The sequence below is a fragment of the Microbulbifer regidiadema (SeqCode) genome, from assembly GCF_052466995.1.
The window spans coordinates 2,452,321-2,471,537 of record NZ_CP174297.1; the positions used below are offsets into that span (position 1 = coordinate 2,452,321).

Here is a 19,217-nt window from a genome sequence, read left to right on the forward strand (position 1 = left end):
TAGGTGGGATTCCAAAATAGTCACTTTATGCTTTATATCCGATGATCACGAATAGTCATAACCAGCATCTTCCCTATCCCGTACAACATCAGTAAAATAATAGCTAGGCTTACCAGATTGTAAAGCTTGTGTGGATACTCAGCTTCTTCTGCTAGTGATGGCTCTGTTACCACCAGTAAATGTTTAAGCCTGCCAGAAGCTTCCATACGAGCGGCTTCCAAGGCCTTTAGGGAGGCTGCATATGCATCGGTTGCAAATTGCAAGTCAAGTTCTAAATTTTGGAAATCTGCTCCTAGAGAGTTAAGCTTTTTCTCTCCTTCATTATCTCCGATTCCCACTAAGCGAATCCTTTCCATCTCAATTTGATTTTCAAGAGCGCCGATGTCTGCTTGCATAGAAACAATCTGTGAAGATTCAGCATTAAGATACGTTTTTGCTGCAGTAAGCTGAGCCTTCTGCTCTGCCAGGCGAGACTCCAATCCTTGAATAATAGTACTAATTCCCTTAGTTAATTCTTCAGGGCTCACAACTTTATAGCTATTCTGAAAATCAAGAATTTCTTGCTTGGTAGTTCGCAAATTGGCTTGCGCCACATCAACAGCACCATTTACAAATGACACCTGCTTGTCTGCCAGCTGATTACTGATTGCATTGACAAAATCTTCAGATTTTTGAACCACGGTTTCGCTAAGCAGCTTCGCAAAAGCCGGATCAAAAGCCTGCATTTCTATAGTAATAATCCCTGTTGCTTCATCATGCACAACACTGATATGATTCCGGTAATATTTTAAGTAACTTTCTTGAGTGGCATTCTGACCCAGACGTGAAAAATAATCGTGCTGGACACTTTTATAGTATTCTGCAAGATTTAACTTTTCATTCAAATACAAAGCCATATCTAATGATTGTATATAATTTACTACCAAAAAGGCGTCTTGATTATCTGCCCCAATACCAGGAATTAACAAACCCAAAGCCGGAGAGGCTGATTGAGAAGATCCACTATCCTTTACAATAAGCTGCGTTGTACTCACATAGCGCTCAGAAACCCAAAATAGATAGTAGACAACCAAAAGTAGCAGCGGCAGAATTACGAACAGAGTTCCATCTTTAAAGCTTACAATACGATTAAAAATCAAACGTCCTCTTTGAATAAAGTCGATTTTATTTGTCTGGCCTTGAGATTTCTCTTCACTTATTTGATTATTAACATCCATAGTTAACTCTTATGTATTTATGACAGTAGAAGCGGCTACCTTTTGTGACTGTGTATTTGGCCCCTTCCCCTGATACAGGTCAATAGCTTCATCAATAGTAGCAAATACTCTCAGTTCACCTGTATCTAAATAGATACCCACATCACAGTTTTTTCTAAGAAGTGCCATCGAGTGTGCCACAATGATAAAAGAAGAATTCTTTCTCTTTTCGTTAATAATTTCCTCACACTTCCTTTTAAACTGAGCGTCACCGACTGACATCACCTCATCAACCAAATAAACATCAAAATCAAAAGAAATACTTAAACCGAACCCAAGGCGTGAGCGCATACCTGAGGAGTAACTATTTACAGGTACATCAAAATAGTCCCCTATCTCAGCAAAATCTTGCACGTTATTAATTATCTTACGCCGTGTATCCCCCCAAACTCCATGAATACCACAAACAAAGGCAACATTTTCTCGTCCAGTCATACTTCCCTGGAAGCCGCCAGCCAATCCCAATGGCCAGGAAATCTTCTGGTTGGTAACCACTTTTCCTGAGTCAGGATAGTCAATCCCTCCCATAATACGGAGGAGTGTCGATTTACCTACTCCATTTCGCCCTAGAATTCCTATATTTTTCCCTTCTGGAAAACTTTCAGTGACATTCTGAAAAAGTACTTTTCGTCCTTGGGGGGTTCGGTATGATTTGGTTAACTTCTCTAATCTAATCACTGGGTCCTCACCAAATCACGCCAATTGGATCGGTAGCAGAGCAAACCGAAAAAAAGCATTGACACAGATGTAAATCCAAGATAGGTCAGATTGCCAGAATATCCATCAAAATTACTAAATAGTGCCTCTCGATTCAGCTCAATCACATGTAATAACGGATTCCATACTAAGTAGACATGGTAGTCCTTAGGAATCTGATCAAGTGAAAAGAATACACCTGACATAAAATACAAAGGCCGAATAATAGATGGTACTAACTTGGCAATTTCTGGAAAGCGCTCACCCAAAACACACAGGGCCAGGCTAATCCCCAAACAAAAAAACAAGAAAAGTAGATTAGTTGTCACGAAAAGTAAAAAATTATTAAAGGGGGTTCTAATACCAAACCATGCAAATAGCGCCAAAAGAACAACGATTGTTGCCAGGTAAATAAAAAACTCTAACAATACTCGACACAGGACTGCATCAAATGGTCTTAATTGACGGTAATTGAATAGCCCCCGATTTGAAGCCACTGCCGCTAGTCCTTTTTGCGTACAATGGAGAAAGAAAAGAAAAGGAGCAATCCCACCAAGCATAAATAGGGCGGTAGGCACACCCGGGTAGAACTCATTTTTTACAAAGCTAAAAACCATTACAAGTACAATAATATGGAGTGCGGGCTCCAGCAGCATCCAAGCATAGCCTAGCCGCCACTTGCCAAACCGAGTTTTCATTTCACGCATCAATAGCGCATGAATTACATCTCTCTGAATTTTCCAGACAGATCTTTGGGTAGAGGATTCCATAACTATCTACTCTTCTATCACATGTGAAATAATCAACTTCAGACCAGAGAGGAATTTTGGGGATTTAAACTAGGGAATTTTTAAATTATTCACAGAAAAATAACGACATCTCGCACACAACTCTGTTAGACCAAATTTCGTTTACTACCCTCTCAGATGATTTCACGTGGCGCCTATTGCAACAACAAGCGCGGCATCTTATCGAACTCCTTGGTCAAATCAATCACGTGCCATTACATCAATCTGAAGATAATTAAACTCCTTATCGCTTCAAAGTAGACTTGGAGATCACACTAAACAATTAAAAATTGTCCAATAATTTTAAATTGATAGCTATACCCCCTAAAAGTACCGTTAGCATTCCATGCCTTACACTCACATTTAAAAACAAAACTTATTGATTAGAGTAAAAGTTTTCACCCCAACCATACAATTGGTACGGGTCATTAAAAATTACAGGCCCATCACAACGAATCCGAAGTCCTAGAACAAAAGTACAACCTGTTGAATTCTAATCAGTAGTTCATCCCACAAGCAAGCTTTATATACGCCAGAGTACCTCTTGGCTAGACTTAATAGCAACAACTGCAATAACGTCATTTTCTGCCAAACTTTATTTTCCCGGCATCTATTTTGCCCGACAATAAAATGCCACCCACCTGACGCCCCTTATAAAAAGATATTTTTTTCAACCACTTATATACAGTTAAGTCTTCGAATTGCACACTCTCAGTGATCAAAGTCAATGGGTTCTAGGCTCCACTCTCTTCTCCCCCCCTGTAGACTTACGAATCTACCTTCTAGTGAGTCAATATGTGATGATAGATTACTCTTGACCCAACCAAATAAGTTTGGCGCACCATCAAACCTGACAGCCATCTCCACCCGGTCTCGAACGTTCCTTTTAAAATTACTACGGCACGGTCTAACTTTGAAAGAGTCATAATACGCCTTCAGAATCAATAATTTAAAGTTATTGAAAAACTGTGAAAGAAAAAATAGCGTTCACAGTTATTTAATGGATATTATTTGACCTTTATCTCAGCAAACCTGGTACCGATGAACTAATTTGTGCTGATATATAAATAGGTCCAAGCTTCTATATTTATTCAAGATTTTCCAGCGAGGGGCTGCACACCTGAAGATATCGCACACTCATCCTGTCGACACTCAACTTTTGATTGACACCAACACCCTCATACTTGCCTGCTTTAGAGGAATATTTACTTGACCAGCCCAATAATTCATCGAATGCACAGACAGAAGTTTGACAATTATTTTCACTGATAAATATAAAAGCACACCGCAATAACAAACATCATTAAAGTAAGAAGACTATTTTAAAAACAGGGAGGAAACATAAGAGTTCAGGACCTGTATAAATGAAAGCGGCTACAATTTATAGAATTCATCCCCTGAAGTAGCTCAGTTGACACCTCCTGGAACAGGCTTTTAATAGAGAAAGGATAACTCTGAGTAAAACCCTAACAGAAAATATCAATAACTGAGCAAGGATGGAGCGGAAATGTCTACAAAGTTGAGTGGATCACCAAAGAGAGAAGGGAGAAATCGCTCAATGGCTTTATCTAGATAGCGTCATCCATATACTCATAATCAGAGATTTCTCAATTTATACCCCCTCCATGAAAGGCCAGCCCCATAAAGTCGGGTGGCCACATAGGAGTCCCAAAGGGCAGAATGGATTACAGCAAAGCGCTAAGCTTCCAAGGTCAAAATTTTCACTCTTCCATCGGTTACACAGATAACCTGGTTATTACTGAAGGGGCGGAGGTTTATCTCATTTTCAAACCTGGAAATAGTGCGTTCGGCAGTCTCTTTAAAGGGCTGATTACCGTAGTGAGGCAAAGGGTAGAAGTCCACAAGATTTAATCCCTTATAGGACTTCAGGTCTTTGGCCGGGTCTGTAGTATCCATCTCCTGAATATAGGCAATATCCGCTGACAGAATTATTGAGCCTGCCGACTCGCCAATATAAGTTTTTCCCAGCTTAATTTGTTCCAGCAGGAATTTATCTGCCCCGCTGCGCTTCAGCTCCTGAAGTAGGAAAAACGTATTGCCACCAGTTACATAAATATAATCACTAGCTTGCAATTTATCCTTAATTTCATTTGCTGAAGCAGTAGAAACCTCCAGTTCATCAACAACAACGCCCAACCGCTCAAATGCCTGTTTTGCATCCTCCACATAGAAATTAACTTCTTCATGAAGGCTTGCAGTGGGAATAAATACCACTCTCCTACCTTTAAGCTCGACCCCACAATCCCCGATTAACTCGGCAACCTCAGCAAAATATGAGGTTAGAAACAGTTTGCTCATACATTCTAATCCTTTAAAGTATCAACCTGACTGATAGCCCAATATCGAAATAATTTATTCAAAGCCGTTAGGCTTTATTCGATACCACTGTACAAACCAGAGTATCTCAAACCATCCAGTATTTACTGGCATCTGGTCTCACTCTTAAATCGTGCCATAAAAAAGCCAAGCCTACCGTGCATAGCTCAGTTTTCGATAGATTGGGGCGTATGGAACTAACGCAAAATCAATACAAAGCTTCATCTGTCTTTACAAGCTTATAAGACTCGGGACAGTACTGTAGATATAGAGCTTAGCTAAGCACGTAGGCGACTGGTATGTACCACAGGCCTGAGCCACCTCTCGGATAGTGAGGGTACCTCAACCCTGCAAGGTCAACGCCCTTCCTTAGCTATATTGCTACGGCATTGATTACAAAAAGATTTATCGAACAGGCACCCAGCACAAACAGCGCCTTCAGCAGCTTGGCGGGCGCCCTCAACGCAGACCCGGAAAAGGTTCAGCATATCGGCTTTCTGGCGCTGGCAGTCATCACCGACATCGTGGGGCTGGTCGCACTGCTCGCGTTTAACGCTGCTGCAACAGTTGCGAAACGCGCCACAACACCGTTGCAACAGCCTGAAACAGTGGAGAAACAGCTGAAACACACCACCCACTTAAGCGAAGAGCAGCAGCAACTCGCCCAGCGCATCAGCGCCGGAGAGTTCGGCCACAAGCCCGTAATGCGCAACATTATCAACGATATGCGCCTTCGACACGGAACCGTTAAACCCGTTTTCGATGCCCTGCAACAGGCAGGCACACTCAATAAAAATGGCCGGGGATACTTCCTCGCGAGTCAGAGAGGGTTGCCCAATGGGTAAGCTGGTTAAAGGGGGCACCTGGGCCAAAGAGCAATTCGAAATCGGCTCCCGCCCAGGTAAAGAGAAAATCTTGGAGTGGATAGAAGCCGAGCATATCCCCAGCCAGATCATCGCCGGGGAGCCCTATGTAGATGCCGACAGGTTCGCCATACGCGATCACACCGGCAACCCCCCCCGCACAAAACACCTCCGCCAACGACGGCCAGCCCAGAAGCGGGCTAGACCTGTTGGCAGGCTGAAAACAGATTAAGCAGTAGGCGAGGCCAGACCTAGAAAGGTACACATGTGGGGCGATACACGGACAGTTCCGCAAGCTGACCAAGACCAGGGGTAGCTTCGGCAATGAGAATAGCTTACTGAAGCTGCTTTACGCCGGTATACTAAAAGCCTCTGAACGTTGGATACACCCGACTCAAAATTAGAATCTGACACTGTCACAGCTAGCGATCCACTTTCCAGATCGCCTGGAGAAATACATCAGCCTAACCACGGTGACCAGTGATGGAAGCGGTCAAAATATATTATTTTCTCCACCCTACCTGGCGACAAATTCGGTATATCCGCTCAAAACATGTCTTTGAACTTAACCATGCCGATATTCTCAATCGTCATTTCTTTTGCATAACGCTTTAAAGCCTCATCCGTTAAACGGTCTTCTTCATCGCTCAACTCGACCATCTCACGCCTAGCTTCTTCTATGGCCTCCTCTAACGTATTCCCTGTCATTGAGCCGCTTATAAGCGTGTTAATCTCTTGCACCGTCATTTCAGCGAGAAACTCTATGCCCATTCGAGACAGATAAAATTTGGCAACATCATCGGGAAGTTCATCTATTCTGTCTTCATAAAATCGTACTAACATAGTGCTGACTCCCTAATCGTTTTGCCCAACTCTTTGAGAAAGAGCTGCATCTGCGGCAGTGTTTGAGGTTCATAGCGGCTCATTCCCCAACCTATACCGCCCTCGACATCAATCTTGATGCCGTGTGGCAAGATATCTTTAACGGCTTTGTGCATCTCCTTTGCTTAAATGCTATAAAGAGCATCCTTTAGCCTTATTTGTCTCTCATCAAGCCCGTCCGTGAGAAGATAAAAGCCAAAAAATCAACACCGCGTAAATCGCCCAGCATCTCTACCGCTCTAAGGCCTATTGCTCTTGCAAGCCCTCGACCAGAGACCGAAACGCCGGTTTTGGCTGAATCCATGCTGCCAGTGGAATCTTCAAACTTCAGTCCAACAGCATGCCCTTTCATACTTTTGACTTGGTGAAAGCTGAGTTTTATGTTGTATTTTCTACCGCCGTAAAGCAGTACGCTCATCTGTCTGGGGCAAGTCGGGGTGTCCAGCCATAAAGTGATCCTTCAATTTATGGCTTATTGATGACACGTATTTTGCCACATCATTCTATCGAGGGCGCTTGGAGTTTGTTAATGATGCGCTTGCTACCCCTACTCACCACCGCCACCTAAGCTCATCGACACACCAGCATTACATCGAGGCAAAACCGACAAATCATAGGGGGCGAACAATAGAAGAATCTAAGAAGAGGGGAAGAGAAATTTCAGGCGAAAAAAAAGGGCCCGAAGGCCCTTTTTTCTTTCTTGCGAGTTTTTGTCCAGTTTTTGTTCACCGGATAAGAGGACATGAACCTCTTCTCGCAACCCCTTGAAAAACAAGGGAAATTTGGTGGAGCTAAGCGGGATCGAACCGCTGACCTCAACACTGCCAGTCTTCCGCACACAAAAACATAACTCATTGATTTATATAGGAAAACTGCCATTTTGAGAGTGTTAGTCTCGGAAGACTAGCGACTAGGGCTTTTTTCTATGCACCCCACGGCAAAAAAGTCATGACCAGACAGTCTTAACAACATCAAGCCGCCTCGCTAGCTCCCCTTTCTGACTCGATAGAGTAGATCACTCCCTGGATAGTGGCGCTCACTTCCTCACCTATCAGGCGCAAAACTGCATCTCTGGCAGAAACATCAGGGCAACTTGTGACCCACTCCAAGGCCGTACACAGACTGGCGACTCGTTGCAATTGCTCCATTTGCATTCTTACAGGCATGCTCATCAACTCCTTGAAACTACTAATCCCTTATGGCGCTCTAAACTTTAAAGTAGCACCCATGCCACCTAAGCCCAGTTATCTGCACTGGCATTTGGCGACAACCCAGTAAAAGCTACTACCGAATTCATAGTGTGTGAACATTCATGCTGAAATATTTCGATTTTCGCAATGTAAAATGCGGCAAAGTTTCTATTGCCGAATTTTCATTTGGGAGGGCTGATAACGCGGCTCGATGTTTGAGGCCGGAACACTAGGCGAACGCCTGCGCAACGCACGGAAACGGGAGAGGATGACGGTTGCACAGCTGGCAAGACAGCTGGGGCTTGTGTCATCTCAAATTTCGAAAATGGAAACGGGCGTGCAAAAGATACCAGCGGACCTGCTGCCGGCTTGGTGTGAGGCGGTGGGGATTACTTTGGCGAAAGTGTATGGCGTGGAGAACCTGCACCACTTTGTGCAGATTCCTTTTCCGCCTTTTATTGCGCGGCTCTATTCGCAACTACCAGAGAATTTTCGCAAGCATATTCACCAGGTAGTTGAGAGCACGTACCAACTTGCCAACTTTAATGCAAAGGAATTAGAGGCTGTTAAAAAAATAGGCCCCAAAGGGCCTAAAAAAGATTGACGCAAGGCCCCCAGGGGCCTAATATGGACGCCAGTGGGAAGCACAACGCGGCCCCAAAATCCGAAAGGAACCCTATAAGATGTTTAGCCCTAACGAACAGAAAGTTATCGATTCCGCCAAGAAGATACTCTTCTCTAAATTGCGCCAGCCTGGTAACGCCTTAACCAGCGTGCCCGCTGTGACGGATTACCTGAAGCTGCACCTGGCCGCTCTGGAGCGCGAAGTGTTTGCGGTGATCTACCTGGACAGCCAGCTCCGCGCGATCGCCTACCGCGAAGAGTTTCAGGGCACACTGGCTGCGGCCAATGTCTACCCCCGCGAAATCGTGAAACGCGCCCTGACCTTCAATGCGGGCGCAGTAATCTTGACCCACAACCACCCCAGCGGTTTGGCCGAGCCCAGTCAGGCAGATATCACCATCACTGAAACACTAACCCAAGCGCTGGGCCTGATTGGTGTGCAGGTGCTGGATCACTTCGTTATCGGTGGTGAGTCTCACGTCAGCTTTGCCCAGCGGGGGCTGATCTAAAATACACAACCGGCGGGCAATGCCCGCCACCGGATTGACCATGAGCGAACACTATCCTATCTACGACCAGGGACCAGCTAGGCCCACGATTTACAAGCGCTACGATGCGGGTTTTGAGCCCCCCAGCGGGGCGGAGATTAAAGCGGAGATTGCCCGTGCGGGATTGACCGGCGCCCAGGCGGCGGCCCTACTCGGCTATAAGTCCAGCCGCCAGGTGCGCAAGTTGACCAGCGGCGAGAAAAATATCTCCTATGCAATGTGGCGACTGCTGTGTATTTATAGCGGTAGTATTGTGGCGGATACGAAAGTCACTTATAGGCCGGAAGCGCGGGAGCCGAAAGCCTAAAACTAACAAAAATCCCTATTTTTAAAAGGCCGCCAGCGCCAAACGGATATAACCATTACTGCTGACGGCCGTTAACGGGCTGGGCGATTGGTTCTTTTGGCACTGTATCCGCCCTGTCCTGTACCAGATGCCTTTCTGATACCTTCGAAAGCTTTAGCTTTATTGCTCATTCAGCGGCCTAACGCCTCAATCAGCCGGCCGCTCCAGCGGTCGGCTGCATTGACTCGTTAGTACTTTACTGCGACACATAATTCGTGACCGCCTGAAAAACTGTTGGTGATTTCTCGATACTCCAAGTGAGGACATCCGAAAAAAACCCTTTAAGTTTTGTGCGAGCCTGATCTTTGAGTTCTTCTTGAGCTAGCTCTTTAGCAGCTTGAATTAAGTTGCCACCTCGCTCTTGATCGGACTCAATTGCCTCTAAGCCTTTTGCGGTGAGACAAACCCCTATGAACTGACTATCACGATAGGATTCATATGTGATTAAACCAGAAGAAGCCATCCATTCGATGGTAGGCCTCGCAATTCCTGCGGGACTTCGATTTCTTACATATTCGCTAACATTTTCTGAAATCGGTTTTTGTGATTCATCCCAGAACTCATCGCCCAATGATAATGCCAGTTCTCCCGGCGATAGCTTTATTTTTAAAGGAAAACTGTCGTAACAGTGTGCCAATGCCAAGGCAGATATTGCTTTGAAGATATCAATATTATTCATCTTTGGCGCATTCTCTCCATGAGTACTAACAGTGTATTCAAAAGCAGCTGCAACATATCCCCAGACCGCTCTCAGCCTCGATTTTAAAAAAGGCTCCCGGAAACAGCGAGTTACCCGCAGTTAGCACCATCGTACGCAAGTGGATATATTGCAACCGCCTTATATTCCAGCATTTTCTCTGCTATTTATCATCTTGGGAACCCCTTAAAAGTCAAAGGATTAGTGCTTTTCTGCGGGTGGATAGATGAAGCTGCTTGTGATCCTTGACCAGCAAGCACATTAAGTGACCTGACTATCCCAAAACACCCCATCCAAAGCCCCCAGCATCTGCCCCACCACCCCGGCCAGGTCGGTGCCTGTATCCCCAGTAATCTGCGGTAGTGTGGCCGGGCGGTTGGCTACCTGCCAGCCGCTGTTGCCGTTGAGATATAACAGCCCGTCCACCTGATTCAGCGCGACTTTTACGGGGAAGAATTGCCAGTAGCCGGGGTCTGCAACATAGCGGGCTAGCTGGCCGTCTTTGCCGGCCCAGTCGCCACTGCCGGTGGCAACTATGTAGCGGTCGCCGTCGCTGGCACTGGCCGGGGGATCGTCTTGAATGCCCTGCACTTCAATCTGTAGCAGCGCGTCAATGGTGTCCAGTGCCTGGTTAAGGCTGGTGGCGGGGTCCAGGGTGCCTTCGGCGGCGTAAGGTATGGCGTTGTTGGGTGTGTTGCTCATGGTGCTTTTATCCTGCTTAGATCGTGATCTCTGCGGCCGGCCCTGCGCCGGTGATGCTGTTGATTTGCGCCACCTGAATAGTGGCGGGGCCGGGGTCGGCGATGGTTAGTGTGGTGGCGCTGGTGTCGGTGCTGTCGCCGTTCACCGTTACCCGGTAGCCGCTAAAGAACTGGCTTTGATCGTAGGCGGCGCGGCCGCCCAAGTACCCTACCCCTACCCACTCGATCGTCAGCTGGCCGCCGCTGCGGTAGGCGGTGAGGCTGGTGGGTGCGGGCTCGGTGTGGCTGGCACCGGTGAAAGTACCGTCAGTAGTGGTCTCCACGGCACTGCCGGAACTGGTGGCGCGGAAGGTTAAGGTCTGGTCGAGGTTGTAGCGCTCGGTGGGGATATAGTGCAGCGTGTTGCGCTCCAGCAGGACAAAGCGAGTGCCCACAGCGTGCTCGCTAATCTCAGTATTCAGGCGCCCGCGCAGCAAATAGCCAATCTCCCATACCCCGGGGCTGATTTCGTCGGCTTCGGCAAAGCTCACAATCTCATTGCCAATCAGCGCCCTATTCTGGCGGTTGAGCAGCTGCGCCAGGGTGCGATACTCGAGCGCGTCGCCGGCGTCGTACAGCTGGACCTGCACGCGGTTGTGGGTGTCGGGGATCTCGCGCTTGTGCGTGCCGAGGGTGGTAGTCAGCTCGCCCATAACGGCCTCGACATCGGTGGTATCGGAGTCGCTATAGTTCTCGCCGCCGTCCAGGGACAGCGCCACCGTGGCGCCGCTCCAGGCGCTGTTGCTGCCGGCAATGGCGATGTAATAGCCCAGCTGGGTATCGTCGCCACTGGAGAGTATCGGTGCGTCGATAAACTCGATATAGGTCGAGCCGGCCACCAGCGGCACCGGGTCCGGTGCGGCCACGGGGGCTACACCCAGTGCCTGGCTTTGATAGGCGCTTTTGCGGTCGTGGAGCAGCTTGTACTTCTGCTCGCCGCTGTCGATATTAACCTCATCGATGCGGTAGCGATCGCTTTGATACAACACGACATCGCCGGCGGTGAGGCTTAGGTAGCTTGAGGGCAAAGTGATTTCAACCTCGCCGCGCTGCTCTTCGATCATGACTTTGTGCATGATCACTACGGCCTGGGCGGCTTGGTCGGTCTCCAGCACCAGCGGGGTTTCGATATTCTTTTCACCCTCGGAGCGCGTATCGATGCTGCGATCAGAGGTCTGTTTGCAGGTGTCGATGCCGCCGGCGGAGTCGTAGTAATTCAGGTTCAATACCTGCACGATTTCCTCGGGGGAGCGGCGGGTTTTCTCGTCGTCGCTATCGCCGATTAAATCGTCCTCGTCGATCTCCATTACCGGTTCGGCGCCGCGCGGCACAAAGGTAACCGCGCCGCCCCGATTAACCGGGTCAAAAAAATAGGCTTGCGCCAGGGTTTGGATATGTTCGAAGGCCGCCGATTCATTGGTGATCTGCATGCCCTGCACATAGCCTTCCAGCAGAGTGGTGTTGAATTTGTCGTAGGGCAGGCCGGCGCGCGCGCAGATCTCGGCGATGACCGCGTAGAGCGGGTAGGCAGAAGATGCGGAAGACATAGAAAACCTATGGTTTTAATAGAAATTGCAGGCGATGCTGTCGATTCATGCCAATTTTGATCAGGCCGTCGCTATCCACATCAGCCTGCAACAGGTATTCAGCTTCGAAGCGGTCGCGCTGTTGGCGGTAGTAGAGGTGACCATCTTTGAGATAGGCGAAAATCACATCACTGATAGCGGACTGCAATTGGCGCTTATCGTCCAGGGTGACGCGCGGTGTGATAATGCCGGGCCATTCGGTGGTGACCTGCTCCGCTACACTGGTGTCGTACCAGTACAGCTTGGCGGTGCCGCCTTCAACGTAGGCAATCACCGGGTTCATATTCTGGTCAAAAGAGAGACTGACCTCGGTAATCTCAGTGGCCGAAATAATGGTGAATTCGTCCACCTGATCCGCATCCAGCACAATATCGGTGCCGTCATTTAAAATGCGCGCCCGCCAGATCTGGTACTGTAAGCCCTCGCTGGTATCCTGAATCGCGATACCGCCGGTTTCGTAGTCGGTAATATCCCGCACCGGGAGTGCGGCACCACCAAGAAAGGCACTGGATATAGGCTCCGATGACAAAGTATTTTCCGGCAACATTAACTGGCACGCCCCCAGGATAGGGTGACCTCAATTTCCACCTCTCGTGTATTGTCTTTGGGGATACCTGGGCTAAATTCGAATTGCCACCACCCCACGCCCAACGGCACATCGATTGCCTTAATCAGACCTCCAGCCAGGTTTCCCGCACTGGTGCCGAGGGTGTAGGTTCCAGTGTGCTTGAACGAGCCGCTAACATAGGTCGAGCGATTAACCCCAAAACCCTTCATTTCATTGCCGCTTGGGGCGTCCTCAATATCTCCGATAGCGCCGTCGGTTAGAACCGCCTCCTGTGGGAAATTTTGCGGGGCAGTTGTCACGCCGAAACCGCCGTAGCACCAATAATCAATATTATCCGCGTGGGAGATCCGCCCCGTCACACTGTAACCATCAATAGTCCCGGTAAAATCTTCGGTAGGCTGGAAGATACGCAACTCGTAGCTGACGGTTAAGTACTCATCAGACGTGACTACCAGTGCCGTGGGGTCGCCGTTTCCATCCTTGATCAGTGAGCGCGCAAGCAGGCTGGTTTCAGTTCCCCCGATGCCAATCTCGGTCAGGTTTCCCGCCGCCTCTCCCAGCCCAAACTGCTTGGTCCAAATCAAGCTCAGGTAGCGCTCAGATGAATTAATTGAGGCCACCGGATACTCATTGAACAGCGACGCGGTGGCAACCAAGCTTTCCAATTGAGTGTCGCTATCTGCCGGTTCTGATGAGCCAGCCCCGACACAAATCGCCTGCACCCAGGTTGGAACCGTTCCGCCAGCGTAATTACCACCGTAGAGTGCATCGGTATGACAAATATTGAGGCCATTATCGGTAATATGATTGTCAAACCATCCGGTATCCCGGGTGATTTGCGCATCGGGGGCCAAACTGATCTGGAGCCGAAAGCGCCCGCCTATCCGGGTGTGAATTTTTATCGCGCTATTTAATGCGTTAGTCATAGTCTTTCCGAAATTAGCTGCCGACTACTGTCGACTTAATGGAGTTGATCGAGGCGCCCACCGCAACAAAGTCTTCTGCGGGCTGGTCGTAACTGACATACCCCACCGTGACCTCAGATTTAATTGCGCCGATTGAGGCGCCCACCGCAACAAAGTCCCCTGCGGGCTGGTCGTAACGGACATACCCCACTGTGACCTCAGATTTAATTGCGCCGATTGAAGCGCCCACAGCGACAAAATCCTCTACAGGCTGATGGTGTTGGCTATAGGAGACGACGACCGCAGAGCGGATTGCACCGATTGCGGCGCTGGCAGATAGAGTCTCCAGCGGCGTCTGCCACGCCGCTGTATCAGTGACCGCAGCAGATACCGCCAGGGTTTCATTTACCTCCAGCGGATAAAGCCGGCTGGTCAATACCCTCCCCTCAGCCCGCTCCACCTCAAACGCAAATTGCGGAATGGCGCCGCCGGTGCTGGTGAGGTTTTCGTTGTCGATCACCATATAGCAGGTGCCGCGATACGCATGCACCTCACTCACGCCAAAAGCGGCTTGCATCACCGAGCTGGGCATCTGCTCCCAATCGCCCAGGAAAAACTCGGCAAGTTGCACAAAGGCACGGTTGTTTTCGATTTGCGTGCTGTCGCTGCTATCGCGCTCGTAAACCAATTCATTGTTGCGCCAAACCCGGGAAATACCCGTTATCGGCCCCTCGCAAATCCTTATCGCATAGGTGCGGTAGACCTCTTCATTGACGACTTCGGTGGAGCCGCCACCCTTGCCCGAATCCTGCTTTTCTTTTTTCTTAACTATTTTCGGCGCGGTGGTGGCGATAACGTTGCCGACAATGGGAAAAACCTTGCCGAACACAATCGGGCGCGGCACCCCGGCCTTGGAGGTCTGGATTTTAATATCGTCAAAGGTGCGCCCCTCGATGGTGGTGGTACCAAAAATTAAGTTACCCATGGCGAATACACCTCCACCAATAGGCGGCGCCAGCGCTTATCCAGAATATGCTCGCGGCAATCCTGATCCGCGTGGGCGTGGATTAGAGAGAAACCACCGTGCTTATAATCTCCCAGAAAGCCCACGTGGCTCGGGTCGGATTTTTGCGGCGATTTAAATACCGCGATATCTCCCGCTTGCCACAAGTCTTCCGCTATGGGGTCACCAAAACGCCGCTGCATTTTTTGCCGCAGGCCGTCTTTCCAGGGCTCGCGGCCGTAGTGCTTTTCATCTTCGACATCGAGGCCGGCGGCACGCAGGCTCAGCACAATCATGCCGACGCAATCCACCGCCCAGGGCGTGCGGCCCCGGTGGCGCCAGCGCACGCCATTAGCCACCAGGCCCCGGGCAAAGGCCAGTGTCGCTTGTCTTTGTCGATCCATATTAAACCTGCTGGCTGTTGATGCCCGGCCAGGCGCTGCCGCCGCCAGTCGTGCCGGAAACACCGGCCCCGGGGGTATCAGAGGCCTGGCCAATGGGAATTAAGTTTTCGCCCTTAAAATCCAGTTCGTTGCCGTGGTATTTACAGGTGGAAAATTGCCCGTCGCAGTCCTCGCGGATCTCCAATTCATCGTCGGGTTGTACCGCAAACGGCAGTGGTTCTATTTGAGTAATTTGGCCGGTGGCAGGGTCCACCGCTTCGATCTGATACAAGCGCGAACTGACGTTATCGCCCTTGGTCCAACGCACTCGCCAGCGGTTGGCAGTGGTGGGCAAGGTGGCAATATCATCGACCCGATAGGTGACTTTGGGCTCATCGCTATCGACAGCGGTGACGGTGGCGGTTTGCCACAGCGCATCGGCATTGACGCCGCAGCCGGTTTGCGAATTGGCCTCGGTGCCGAATATGGCCCGGCAGGTGACGGAATCCACATGGCCGATCGATTGGCGCAAGCGCATCATGTAACTCAGCAGTTCGGGAATAAATACCGTATTGCGAACGGTCTTGATCTCGCCAATATCACCGCCGTCGATCTCGATCGCTCCCATGGATAAATCGCGGTAATTGACCAGGTACATGGCCCACTCAGCGCCGTCCAGCTCGCCGCGCTCGGCCATCTCAACCGTAATGCCGGGCACGTCGGTGGAGTACAGGGAATAACCTTCGGCGTTGTCCACATCGAAGGAGGTATCGCTGGCAATGATGCTGGGGTCAAAGCCGTTCTGGGCGTAGTAGGTAATTCCGTTGTATTCGACATTGCGGTCCAGGGTGGTGGCACCGAACTCGCGGCCATCCGTGAGCGTAATCTTTAACAGGCGGCAAACGGTGGTGACGCCGCTGTCATAGTGGGCTTGCAGGGCTGCTGGAATATATCTCACAGGCGAATCTCCATCAGCTCAACACTTCCATTACACACCGGCTGGCCTCTATGGCGATTGTCAATGCTGAAGCTGACATCATCTTCAAAGCGCACCGGCACATCGAATTCGCCACTCCAGGTAATTTCTGCACCGGCCGTCGCGCTGAGCTCTACCAGGCCGCTGGTGTAGTCGATCGCGGCAGACACGGCCTGACCATCGACAAGAATCTGTACCGTTCCAGTCACCGGTTTATAAATCTCGCGCTGATAAGACAGCGAGCCAAACACATAGCTTTTTATCAGCTGGTAAGTTTCTGTACTGCCGCTGCCGTAACCAATCACCTCACCGTCGGCAAAAAAATCACTGGCATCTTTAAAGCGAAACCCCACCAGGGCGCCGGCGCAGGCATGGTGTGCGGCGACAACTATCTGATGATCGTCATAATCCAGGTTTTTAAATATCACCGAATATTGCCCCAGCGGGCGCTCCCACTCCGCATTGCGCCGCTCTACCCCGTTGCGCAATTCGCGAATATCCGTTTTATAGCGGTGGCCGTATTCGGAACCATAGGCCACGCGCTCCAGCAATCGACTTTCATTAAACATTAAGAGCCGAGCCTCCTGCGGTTAATACGTTGCTGGCGGGTACCCTCGCGAGCTATTTGACTCGCGGTGCGATTATCCAACTTACCGGTAACGCTAATATTCTGGGTGAATGGTGCCGCCCCAGCCGAGCTACCACCGCGACCAGCGCCGTGCATATCCGCTTGAATCATCGCCAGGGTGCGATCCAGTTTTGCACTGGTTTCCGAGGTGGTAACCCGCTCGCCTTTTTGCAGCAGCCAGGTGCCGTCTTCCGGTACCGCGTCGATACCGTGGTGGGCCATACCGGTAAGTTTTGCCGCAGCCAGGCCGCCAGCTACATATATGGAACCAGCTGCCGCTGCACCCAGTGCAGGGCCTACGATGTAGATGGAAGACAAAGCACTGTAGGCACCCATGGCGGCATCTTGGGTATTGGCAATAATGCTCTCCAGGGCATTGCGCTTTTTCTCATCCAGCAGGGTTTGCCCAAGCGTAAGCGCCGCGCGCATATAGGCCGCCTCTTGGCTTTCCATACCGGAATAGTATTCCGAGGCCACCGACATCAAAGTGCTGTACCCCTCCAGCTGCTGCTGGCGGCGCAGGTCTTCGTTGGCCTGGCTAATTTCGGTGAGCTTTTCTTCATACTGCTGGCGAATGGCCAGCTCCTCATCATCCCAAGCGGCATTCAGGTCGGCGCGCTCGCTGCGGAATTGCTCCAGCATATCGAGCTGAGTGGAATACCAGTCTTCCAGCTCGGTGCGCGCAGATTCGATATCCTCGCCACTATCGAGGCCGCCGAGGGCCGGGGAATCATCGACAGCCGCGTCGACGATACGGCCGAGCGTCTGCTGGCGCTGCTCATCGGTGATATCTTTTACCGCTTCGAGGATATGCAGACGCTCGCGCAGCAGAGCGAGGTTGCGCTCTTCATCGGTTTGCAGGTCTGCAACCAGCGAATTGAAAGCCTGCTGCGCACGCAGCATTCGCTCGCGCTGCTCTGCCTCAACCTCCAACTCCCCTTCGAGCTCCCCCAAGGTATCCGAGAAAATTTCCCAGGGGTCGCCCATAGCCGCCAACTGCTTTAACTCACTCTCTGCCTCAGCAATAGCCTGCTGAAAATCATCGCCGAGTAGTTCACCTTCAATGGTGATCTCTGCTGGGGTTTTGGCACTGGTTTTTGTGGCCGGGTTGTAATAGGCATCGATCATGGATTCCAGATACGCCAACTCTGCCTTTAACTCTTCATCGTCCCAATATTCCACCAGCCCTGTAGGGCCGAAGAGCCTAATACGATCGCCAAAGTTATTGCCATCCAAAATATCGCGCATGCGCTGTGCGGTATCCTCCAGCCGCACAATATCGTCGGCATGGGGACCACTAAAAAATGCAGCCGTTTCCTCCGCCAGGAACTTGATAACGTTAGCGGTTCCGGTCGCCACTTTCGTAACCGCAGAAAAACCTTTTATTACGCCGTTCGCGAGGGCAGTCGCCCCCTCTATGGTGTCGGGATCTTGCAATAAACCAGTCAGATCCTTAATCGCCGGAAGCGCGCCGGTGACGATTTCTTTTTCGAACCCATCAAACGCGCCTTTCAATTTATCCAGGTTCTCGCGCACCTCTCCCAGCTGCTGAAGATCCAGATCCGACAGCACCGCGCCCACATCTTCGGCCTCATCCCCCAGCCGGCCAAGCTCTTTGCCGTTGTTGCGCAACAGAGGCAGCAACAACGTTGCATCACTGGCGATGGCCTCCATATAGAAGGTCATTTCGTTCTGGGATAAATTGGCTTTTTCCAGGCTACTGACATAAAGCCCAAGGGCCTCACGGCCCGAGAGGTCGCGAAACTCCTCGGCAGTAACCCCCACCTGCGGGGCAATCTTGTCGAAAAAGTCCTTTAGTGGGCCGGCGCCATTTTGTAAAAAATCCCCGACTTTATCCGAGGTATCCTTGAGGATATCGGCAACCTTATCCTGCTCAACACCATAGCGCTGAGCGCCATAGGCCATGCGCTGGAATTCTTCGGTGCTGGTATTGGCTACAGCAGAGAGGATCTCAATCTCAGCCGCTTGATCCACCACGCGGCTGGTCATCAACACCAAGCTGCCCGCCGCCGCAACAGATACAGCCGCAAACGCCTTTCCTACCGCCTCAGCATTTCGGCTTACACGCCGTCGCCATTCCTCTGTACCCCGCTCAGCGCGGCTGAGCCCATCCTGAAAACCACCAATCCTAGCGATTAAGTCGAGTGTTAATGTGCCCAGGTTTCGATTAGACATAGCAT

General features: G+C 50.2%; 23 protein-coding genes and 1 pseudogene. 6 read left to right on the top strand and 18 right to left on the bottom strand.

The window, feature by feature from the left end; translation table 11 throughout:
• Positions 1-32: 32 nt before the first annotated feature.
• From ACJJIK_RS10555 to ACJJIK_RS10570, 4 genes are all read right to left on the bottom strand, one after another.
• The gene (locus tag ACJJIK_RS10555) at positions 33-1,217 is read right to left on the bottom strand and encodes a hypothetical protein (protein ID WP_444945013.1); all 1,185 of its coding nucleotides are present in this window, start codon (positions 1,215-1,217) and stop codon (positions 33-35) included.
• A 9-nt stretch (positions 1,218-1,226) separates the two neighbouring features.
• Positions 1,227-1,934, bottom strand: a complete 708-nt coding sequence (locus ACJJIK_RS10560; RefSeq protein WP_444945014.1) for an ABC transporter ATP-binding protein — start codon at positions 1,932-1,934, stop codon at positions 1,227-1,229.
• Positions 1,931-2,722, bottom strand: coding sequence for an ABC transporter permease (locus ACJJIK_RS10565; protein WP_444945015.1), 792 nt, complete (start codon positions 2,720-2,722; stop codon positions 1,931-1,933). Before ACJJIK_RS10565 ends, ACJJIK_RS10560 begins: the two co-directional genes overlap by 4 nt.
• 1,716 nt (positions 2,723-4,438) lie before the next feature.
• Positions 4,439-5,059 carry a Type 1 glutamine amidotransferase-like domain-containing protein gene (locus ACJJIK_RS10570; RefSeq protein ID WP_444945016.1) on the bottom strand — a complete coding sequence of 207 codons (621 nt, stop codon included), beginning with the start codon at positions 5,057-5,059 and terminating at the stop codon, positions 4,439-4,441.
• A 407-nt stretch (positions 5,060-5,466) separates the two neighbouring features.
• On the opposite strand from ACJJIK_RS10570, the gene ACJJIK_RS10575 reads away from it, so the two are divergent.
• The 3 genes and pseudogenes from ACJJIK_RS10575 to ACJJIK_RS10585 form a co-directional block, all read left to right on the top strand.
• Positions 5,467-5,922 (top strand): hypothetical protein, encoded by a 456-nt coding sequence (locus ACJJIK_RS10575; protein WP_444945017.1) that lies wholly within the window; start codon positions 5,467-5,469, stop codon positions 5,920-5,922.
• Positions 5,915-6,172, top strand: a complete 258-nt coding sequence (locus ACJJIK_RS10580) for a hypothetical protein (protein ID WP_444945018.1) — start codon at positions 5,915-5,917, stop codon at positions 6,170-6,172. The genes ACJJIK_RS10575 and ACJJIK_RS10580 overlap by 8 nt, the downstream gene beginning before the upstream one ends.
• 40 nt (positions 6,173-6,212) lie before the next feature.
• Positions 6,213-6,407, top strand: a pseudogene (locus tag ACJJIK_RS10585) (IS256 family transposase); the annotation flags it as partial.
• Positions 6,408-6,486: 79 nt separating this feature from the next.
• Here the strand turns inward: ACJJIK_RS10585 and ACJJIK_RS10590 are convergent.
• The 4 genes from ACJJIK_RS10590 to ACJJIK_RS10605 form a co-directional block, all read right to left on the bottom strand.
• Positions 6,487-6,783 carry a hypothetical protein gene (locus tag ACJJIK_RS10590; RefSeq protein WP_444945019.1) on the bottom strand — a complete coding sequence of 99 codons (297 nt, stop codon included), beginning with the start codon at positions 6,781-6,783 and terminating at the stop codon, positions 6,487-6,489.
• Entirely contained in the window at positions 6,777-6,938 is a 162-nt protein-coding gene (locus tag ACJJIK_RS10595) for a hypothetical protein (protein ID WP_444945020.1), read from the bottom strand. Before ACJJIK_RS10595 ends, ACJJIK_RS10590 begins: the two co-directional genes overlap by 7 nt.
• A 38-nt stretch (positions 6,939-6,976) precedes the next feature.
• The gene (locus ACJJIK_RS10600; protein ID WP_444945021.1) at positions 6,977-7,240 is read right to left on the bottom strand and encodes a hypothetical protein; all 264 of its coding nucleotides are present in this window, start codon (positions 7,238-7,240) and stop codon (positions 6,977-6,979) included.
• Positions 7,241-7,793: 553 nt separating this feature from the next.
• Entirely contained in the window at positions 7,794-7,988 is a 195-nt protein-coding gene (locus tag ACJJIK_RS10605; RefSeq protein ID WP_444945022.1) for a hypothetical protein, read from the bottom strand.
• 235 nt (positions 7,989-8,223) lie between these two features.
• On the opposite strand from ACJJIK_RS10605, the gene ACJJIK_RS10610 reads away from it, so the two are divergent.
• The 3 genes from ACJJIK_RS10610 to ACJJIK_RS10620 all read left to right on the top strand — a co-directional run bounded on the left by ACJJIK_RS10610 (position 8,224) and on the right by ACJJIK_RS10620 (position 9,491).
• Positions 8,224-8,616, top strand: a complete 393-nt coding sequence (locus tag ACJJIK_RS10610) for a helix-turn-helix domain-containing protein (protein ID WP_444945023.1) — start codon at positions 8,224-8,226, stop codon at positions 8,614-8,616.
• A gap of 79 nt (positions 8,617-8,695) precedes the next feature.
• A complete protein-coding gene (radC, locus tag ACJJIK_RS10615; RefSeq protein WP_444945024.1) occupies positions 8,696-9,145 on the top strand; it encodes a RadC family protein in 450 nt (149 codons plus the stop codon).
• Between the two features lie 40 nt (positions 9,146-9,185).
• Complete coding sequence (locus ACJJIK_RS10620) at positions 9,186-9,491, top strand: helix-turn-helix domain-containing protein (protein WP_444942700.1); 306 nt, start codon at positions 9,186-9,188, stop codon at positions 9,489-9,491.
• A gap of 235 nt (positions 9,492-9,726) precedes the next feature.
• Here the strand turns inward: ACJJIK_RS10620 and ACJJIK_RS10625 are convergent, their stop codons facing one another.
• The 10 genes from ACJJIK_RS10625 to ACJJIK_RS10670 all read right to left on the bottom strand — a co-directional run bounded on the left by ACJJIK_RS10625 (position 9,727) and on the right by ACJJIK_RS10670 (position 19,212).
• Complete coding sequence (locus ACJJIK_RS10625) at positions 9,727-10,209, bottom strand: hypothetical protein (RefSeq protein ID WP_444942701.1); 483 nt, start codon at positions 10,207-10,209, stop codon at positions 9,727-9,729.
• 279 nt (positions 10,210-10,488) lie between these two features.
• A complete protein-coding gene (locus ACJJIK_RS10630; RefSeq protein ID WP_444942702.1) occupies positions 10,489-10,929 on the bottom strand; it encodes a DUF2793 domain-containing protein in 441 nt (146 codons plus the stop codon).
• 16 nt (positions 10,930-10,945) lie between these two features.
• Complete coding sequence (locus ACJJIK_RS10635) at positions 10,946-12,514, bottom strand: phage tail protein (protein WP_444942703.1); 1,569 nt, start codon at positions 12,512-12,514, stop codon at positions 10,946-10,948.
• 7 nt (positions 12,515-12,521) lie between these two features.
• Positions 12,522-13,100: a hypothetical protein gene (locus ACJJIK_RS10640; RefSeq protein WP_444942704.1), complete on the bottom strand. Its 579-nt coding sequence runs from the start codon at positions 13,098-13,100 to the stop codon at positions 12,522-12,524.
• Positions 13,100-14,047, bottom strand: coding sequence for a hypothetical protein (locus ACJJIK_RS10645; protein WP_444942705.1), 948 nt, complete (start codon positions 14,045-14,047; stop codon positions 13,100-13,102). Before ACJJIK_RS10645 ends, ACJJIK_RS10640 begins: the two co-directional genes overlap by 1 nt.
• 13 nt (positions 14,048-14,060) lie before the next feature.
• A complete protein-coding gene (locus tag ACJJIK_RS10650; RefSeq protein ID WP_444942706.1) occupies positions 14,061-15,011 on the bottom strand; it encodes a hypothetical protein in 951 nt (316 codons plus the stop codon).
• On the bottom strand, positions 14,999-15,433 hold the full coding sequence (locus tag ACJJIK_RS10655) for an NlpC/P60 family protein (protein ID WP_444942707.1): 435 nt from the start codon (positions 15,431-15,433) through the stop codon (positions 14,999-15,001). The genes ACJJIK_RS10650 and ACJJIK_RS10655 overlap by 13 nt, the downstream gene beginning before the upstream one ends.
• A 1-nt stretch (position 15,434) precedes the next feature.
• The gene (locus ACJJIK_RS10660; protein WP_444942708.1) at positions 15,435-16,370 is read right to left on the bottom strand and encodes a DUF2163 domain-containing protein; all 936 of its coding nucleotides are present in this window, start codon (positions 16,368-16,370) and stop codon (positions 15,435-15,437) included.
• Complete coding sequence (locus ACJJIK_RS10665; RefSeq protein WP_444942709.1) at positions 16,367-16,957, bottom strand: DUF2460 domain-containing protein; 591 nt, start codon at positions 16,955-16,957, stop codon at positions 16,367-16,369. The genes ACJJIK_RS10660 and ACJJIK_RS10665 overlap by 4 nt, the downstream gene beginning before the upstream one ends.
• Complete coding sequence (locus tag ACJJIK_RS10670; protein WP_444942710.1) at positions 16,957-19,212, bottom strand: hypothetical protein; 2,256 nt, start codon at positions 19,210-19,212, stop codon at positions 16,957-16,959. The genes ACJJIK_RS10665 and ACJJIK_RS10670 overlap by 1 nt, the downstream gene beginning before the upstream one ends.
• Positions 19,213-19,217 lie beyond the last annotated feature (5 nt).

Excerpts from the sequence above, each read along its gene's own strand:
- radC (WP_444945024.1), top strand. The coding sequence starts at position 8,696 with ATGTTTAGCCCTAACGAACAGAAAGTTATCGATTCCGCCAAGAAGATA.
- ACJJIK_RS10640 (WP_444942704.1), bottom strand. The coding sequence starts at position 13,100 with ATGTTGCCGGAAAATACTTTGTCATCGGAGCCTATATCCAGTGCCTTT.
- ACJJIK_RS10670 (WP_444942710.1), bottom strand. The coding sequence starts at position 19,212 with ATGTCTAATCGAAACCTGGGCACATTAACACTCGACTTAATCGCTAGG.
- ACJJIK_RS10625 (WP_444942701.1), bottom strand. The coding sequence starts at position 10,209 with ATGAATAATATTGATATCTTCAAAGCAATATCTGCCTTGGCATTGGCA.
- ACJJIK_RS10645 (WP_444942705.1), bottom strand. The coding sequence starts at position 14,047 with ATGACTAACGCATTAAATAGCGCGATAAAAATTCACACCCGGATAGGC.
- ACJJIK_RS10565 (WP_444945015.1), bottom strand. The coding sequence starts at position 2,722 with ATGGAATCCTCTACCCAAAGATCTGTCTGGAAAATTCAGAGAGATGTA.
- ACJJIK_RS10655 (WP_444942707.1), bottom strand. The coding sequence starts at position 15,433 with ATGGATCGACAAAGACAAGCGACACTGGCCTTTGCCCGGGGCCTGGTG.
- ACJJIK_RS10590 (WP_444945019.1), bottom strand. The coding sequence starts at position 6,783 with ATGTTAGTACGATTTTATGAAGACAGAATAGATGAACTTCCCGATGAT.
- ACJJIK_RS10635 (WP_444942703.1), bottom strand. The coding sequence starts at position 12,514 with ATGTCTTCCGCATCTTCTGCCTACCCGCTCTACGCGGTCATCGCCGAG.
- ACJJIK_RS10570 (WP_444945016.1), bottom strand. The coding sequence starts at position 5,059 with ATGAGCAAACTGTTTCTAACCTCATATTTTGCTGAGGTTGCCGAGTTA.
- ACJJIK_RS10580 (WP_444945018.1), top strand. The coding sequence starts at position 5,915 with ATGGGTAAGCTGGTTAAAGGGGGCACCTGGGCCAAAGAGCAATTCGAA.
- ACJJIK_RS10630 (WP_444942702.1), bottom strand. The coding sequence starts at position 10,929 with ATGAGCAACACACCCAACAACGCCATACCTTACGCCGCCGAAGGCACC.
- ACJJIK_RS10605 (WP_444945022.1), bottom strand. The coding sequence starts at position 7,988 with ATGCCTGTAAGAATGCAAATGGAGCAATTGCAACGAGTCGCCAGTCTG.
- ACJJIK_RS10665 (WP_444942709.1), bottom strand. The coding sequence starts at position 16,957 with ATGTTTAATGAAAGTCGATTGCTGGAGCGCGTGGCCTATGGTTCCGAA.
- ACJJIK_RS10650 (WP_444942706.1), bottom strand. The coding sequence starts at position 15,011 with ATGGGTAACTTAATTTTTGGTACCACCACCATCGAGGGGCGCACCTTT.
- ACJJIK_RS10555 (WP_444945013.1), bottom strand. The coding sequence starts at position 1,217 with ATGGATGTTAATAATCAAATAAGTGAAGAGAAATCTCAAGGCCAGACA.
- ACJJIK_RS10620 (WP_444942700.1), top strand. The coding sequence starts at position 9,186 with ATGAGCGAACACTATCCTATCTACGACCAGGGACCAGCTAGGCCCACG.
- ACJJIK_RS10595 (WP_444945020.1), bottom strand. The coding sequence starts at position 6,938 with ATGCACAAAGCCGTTAAAGATATCTTGCCACACGGCATCAAGATTGAT.
- ACJJIK_RS10600 (WP_444945021.1), bottom strand. The coding sequence starts at position 7,240 with ATGAGCGTACTGCTTTACGGCGGTAGAAAATACAACATAAAACTCAGC.
- ACJJIK_RS10610 (WP_444945023.1), top strand. The coding sequence starts at position 8,224 with ATGTTTGAGGCCGGAACACTAGGCGAACGCCTGCGCAACGCACGGAAA.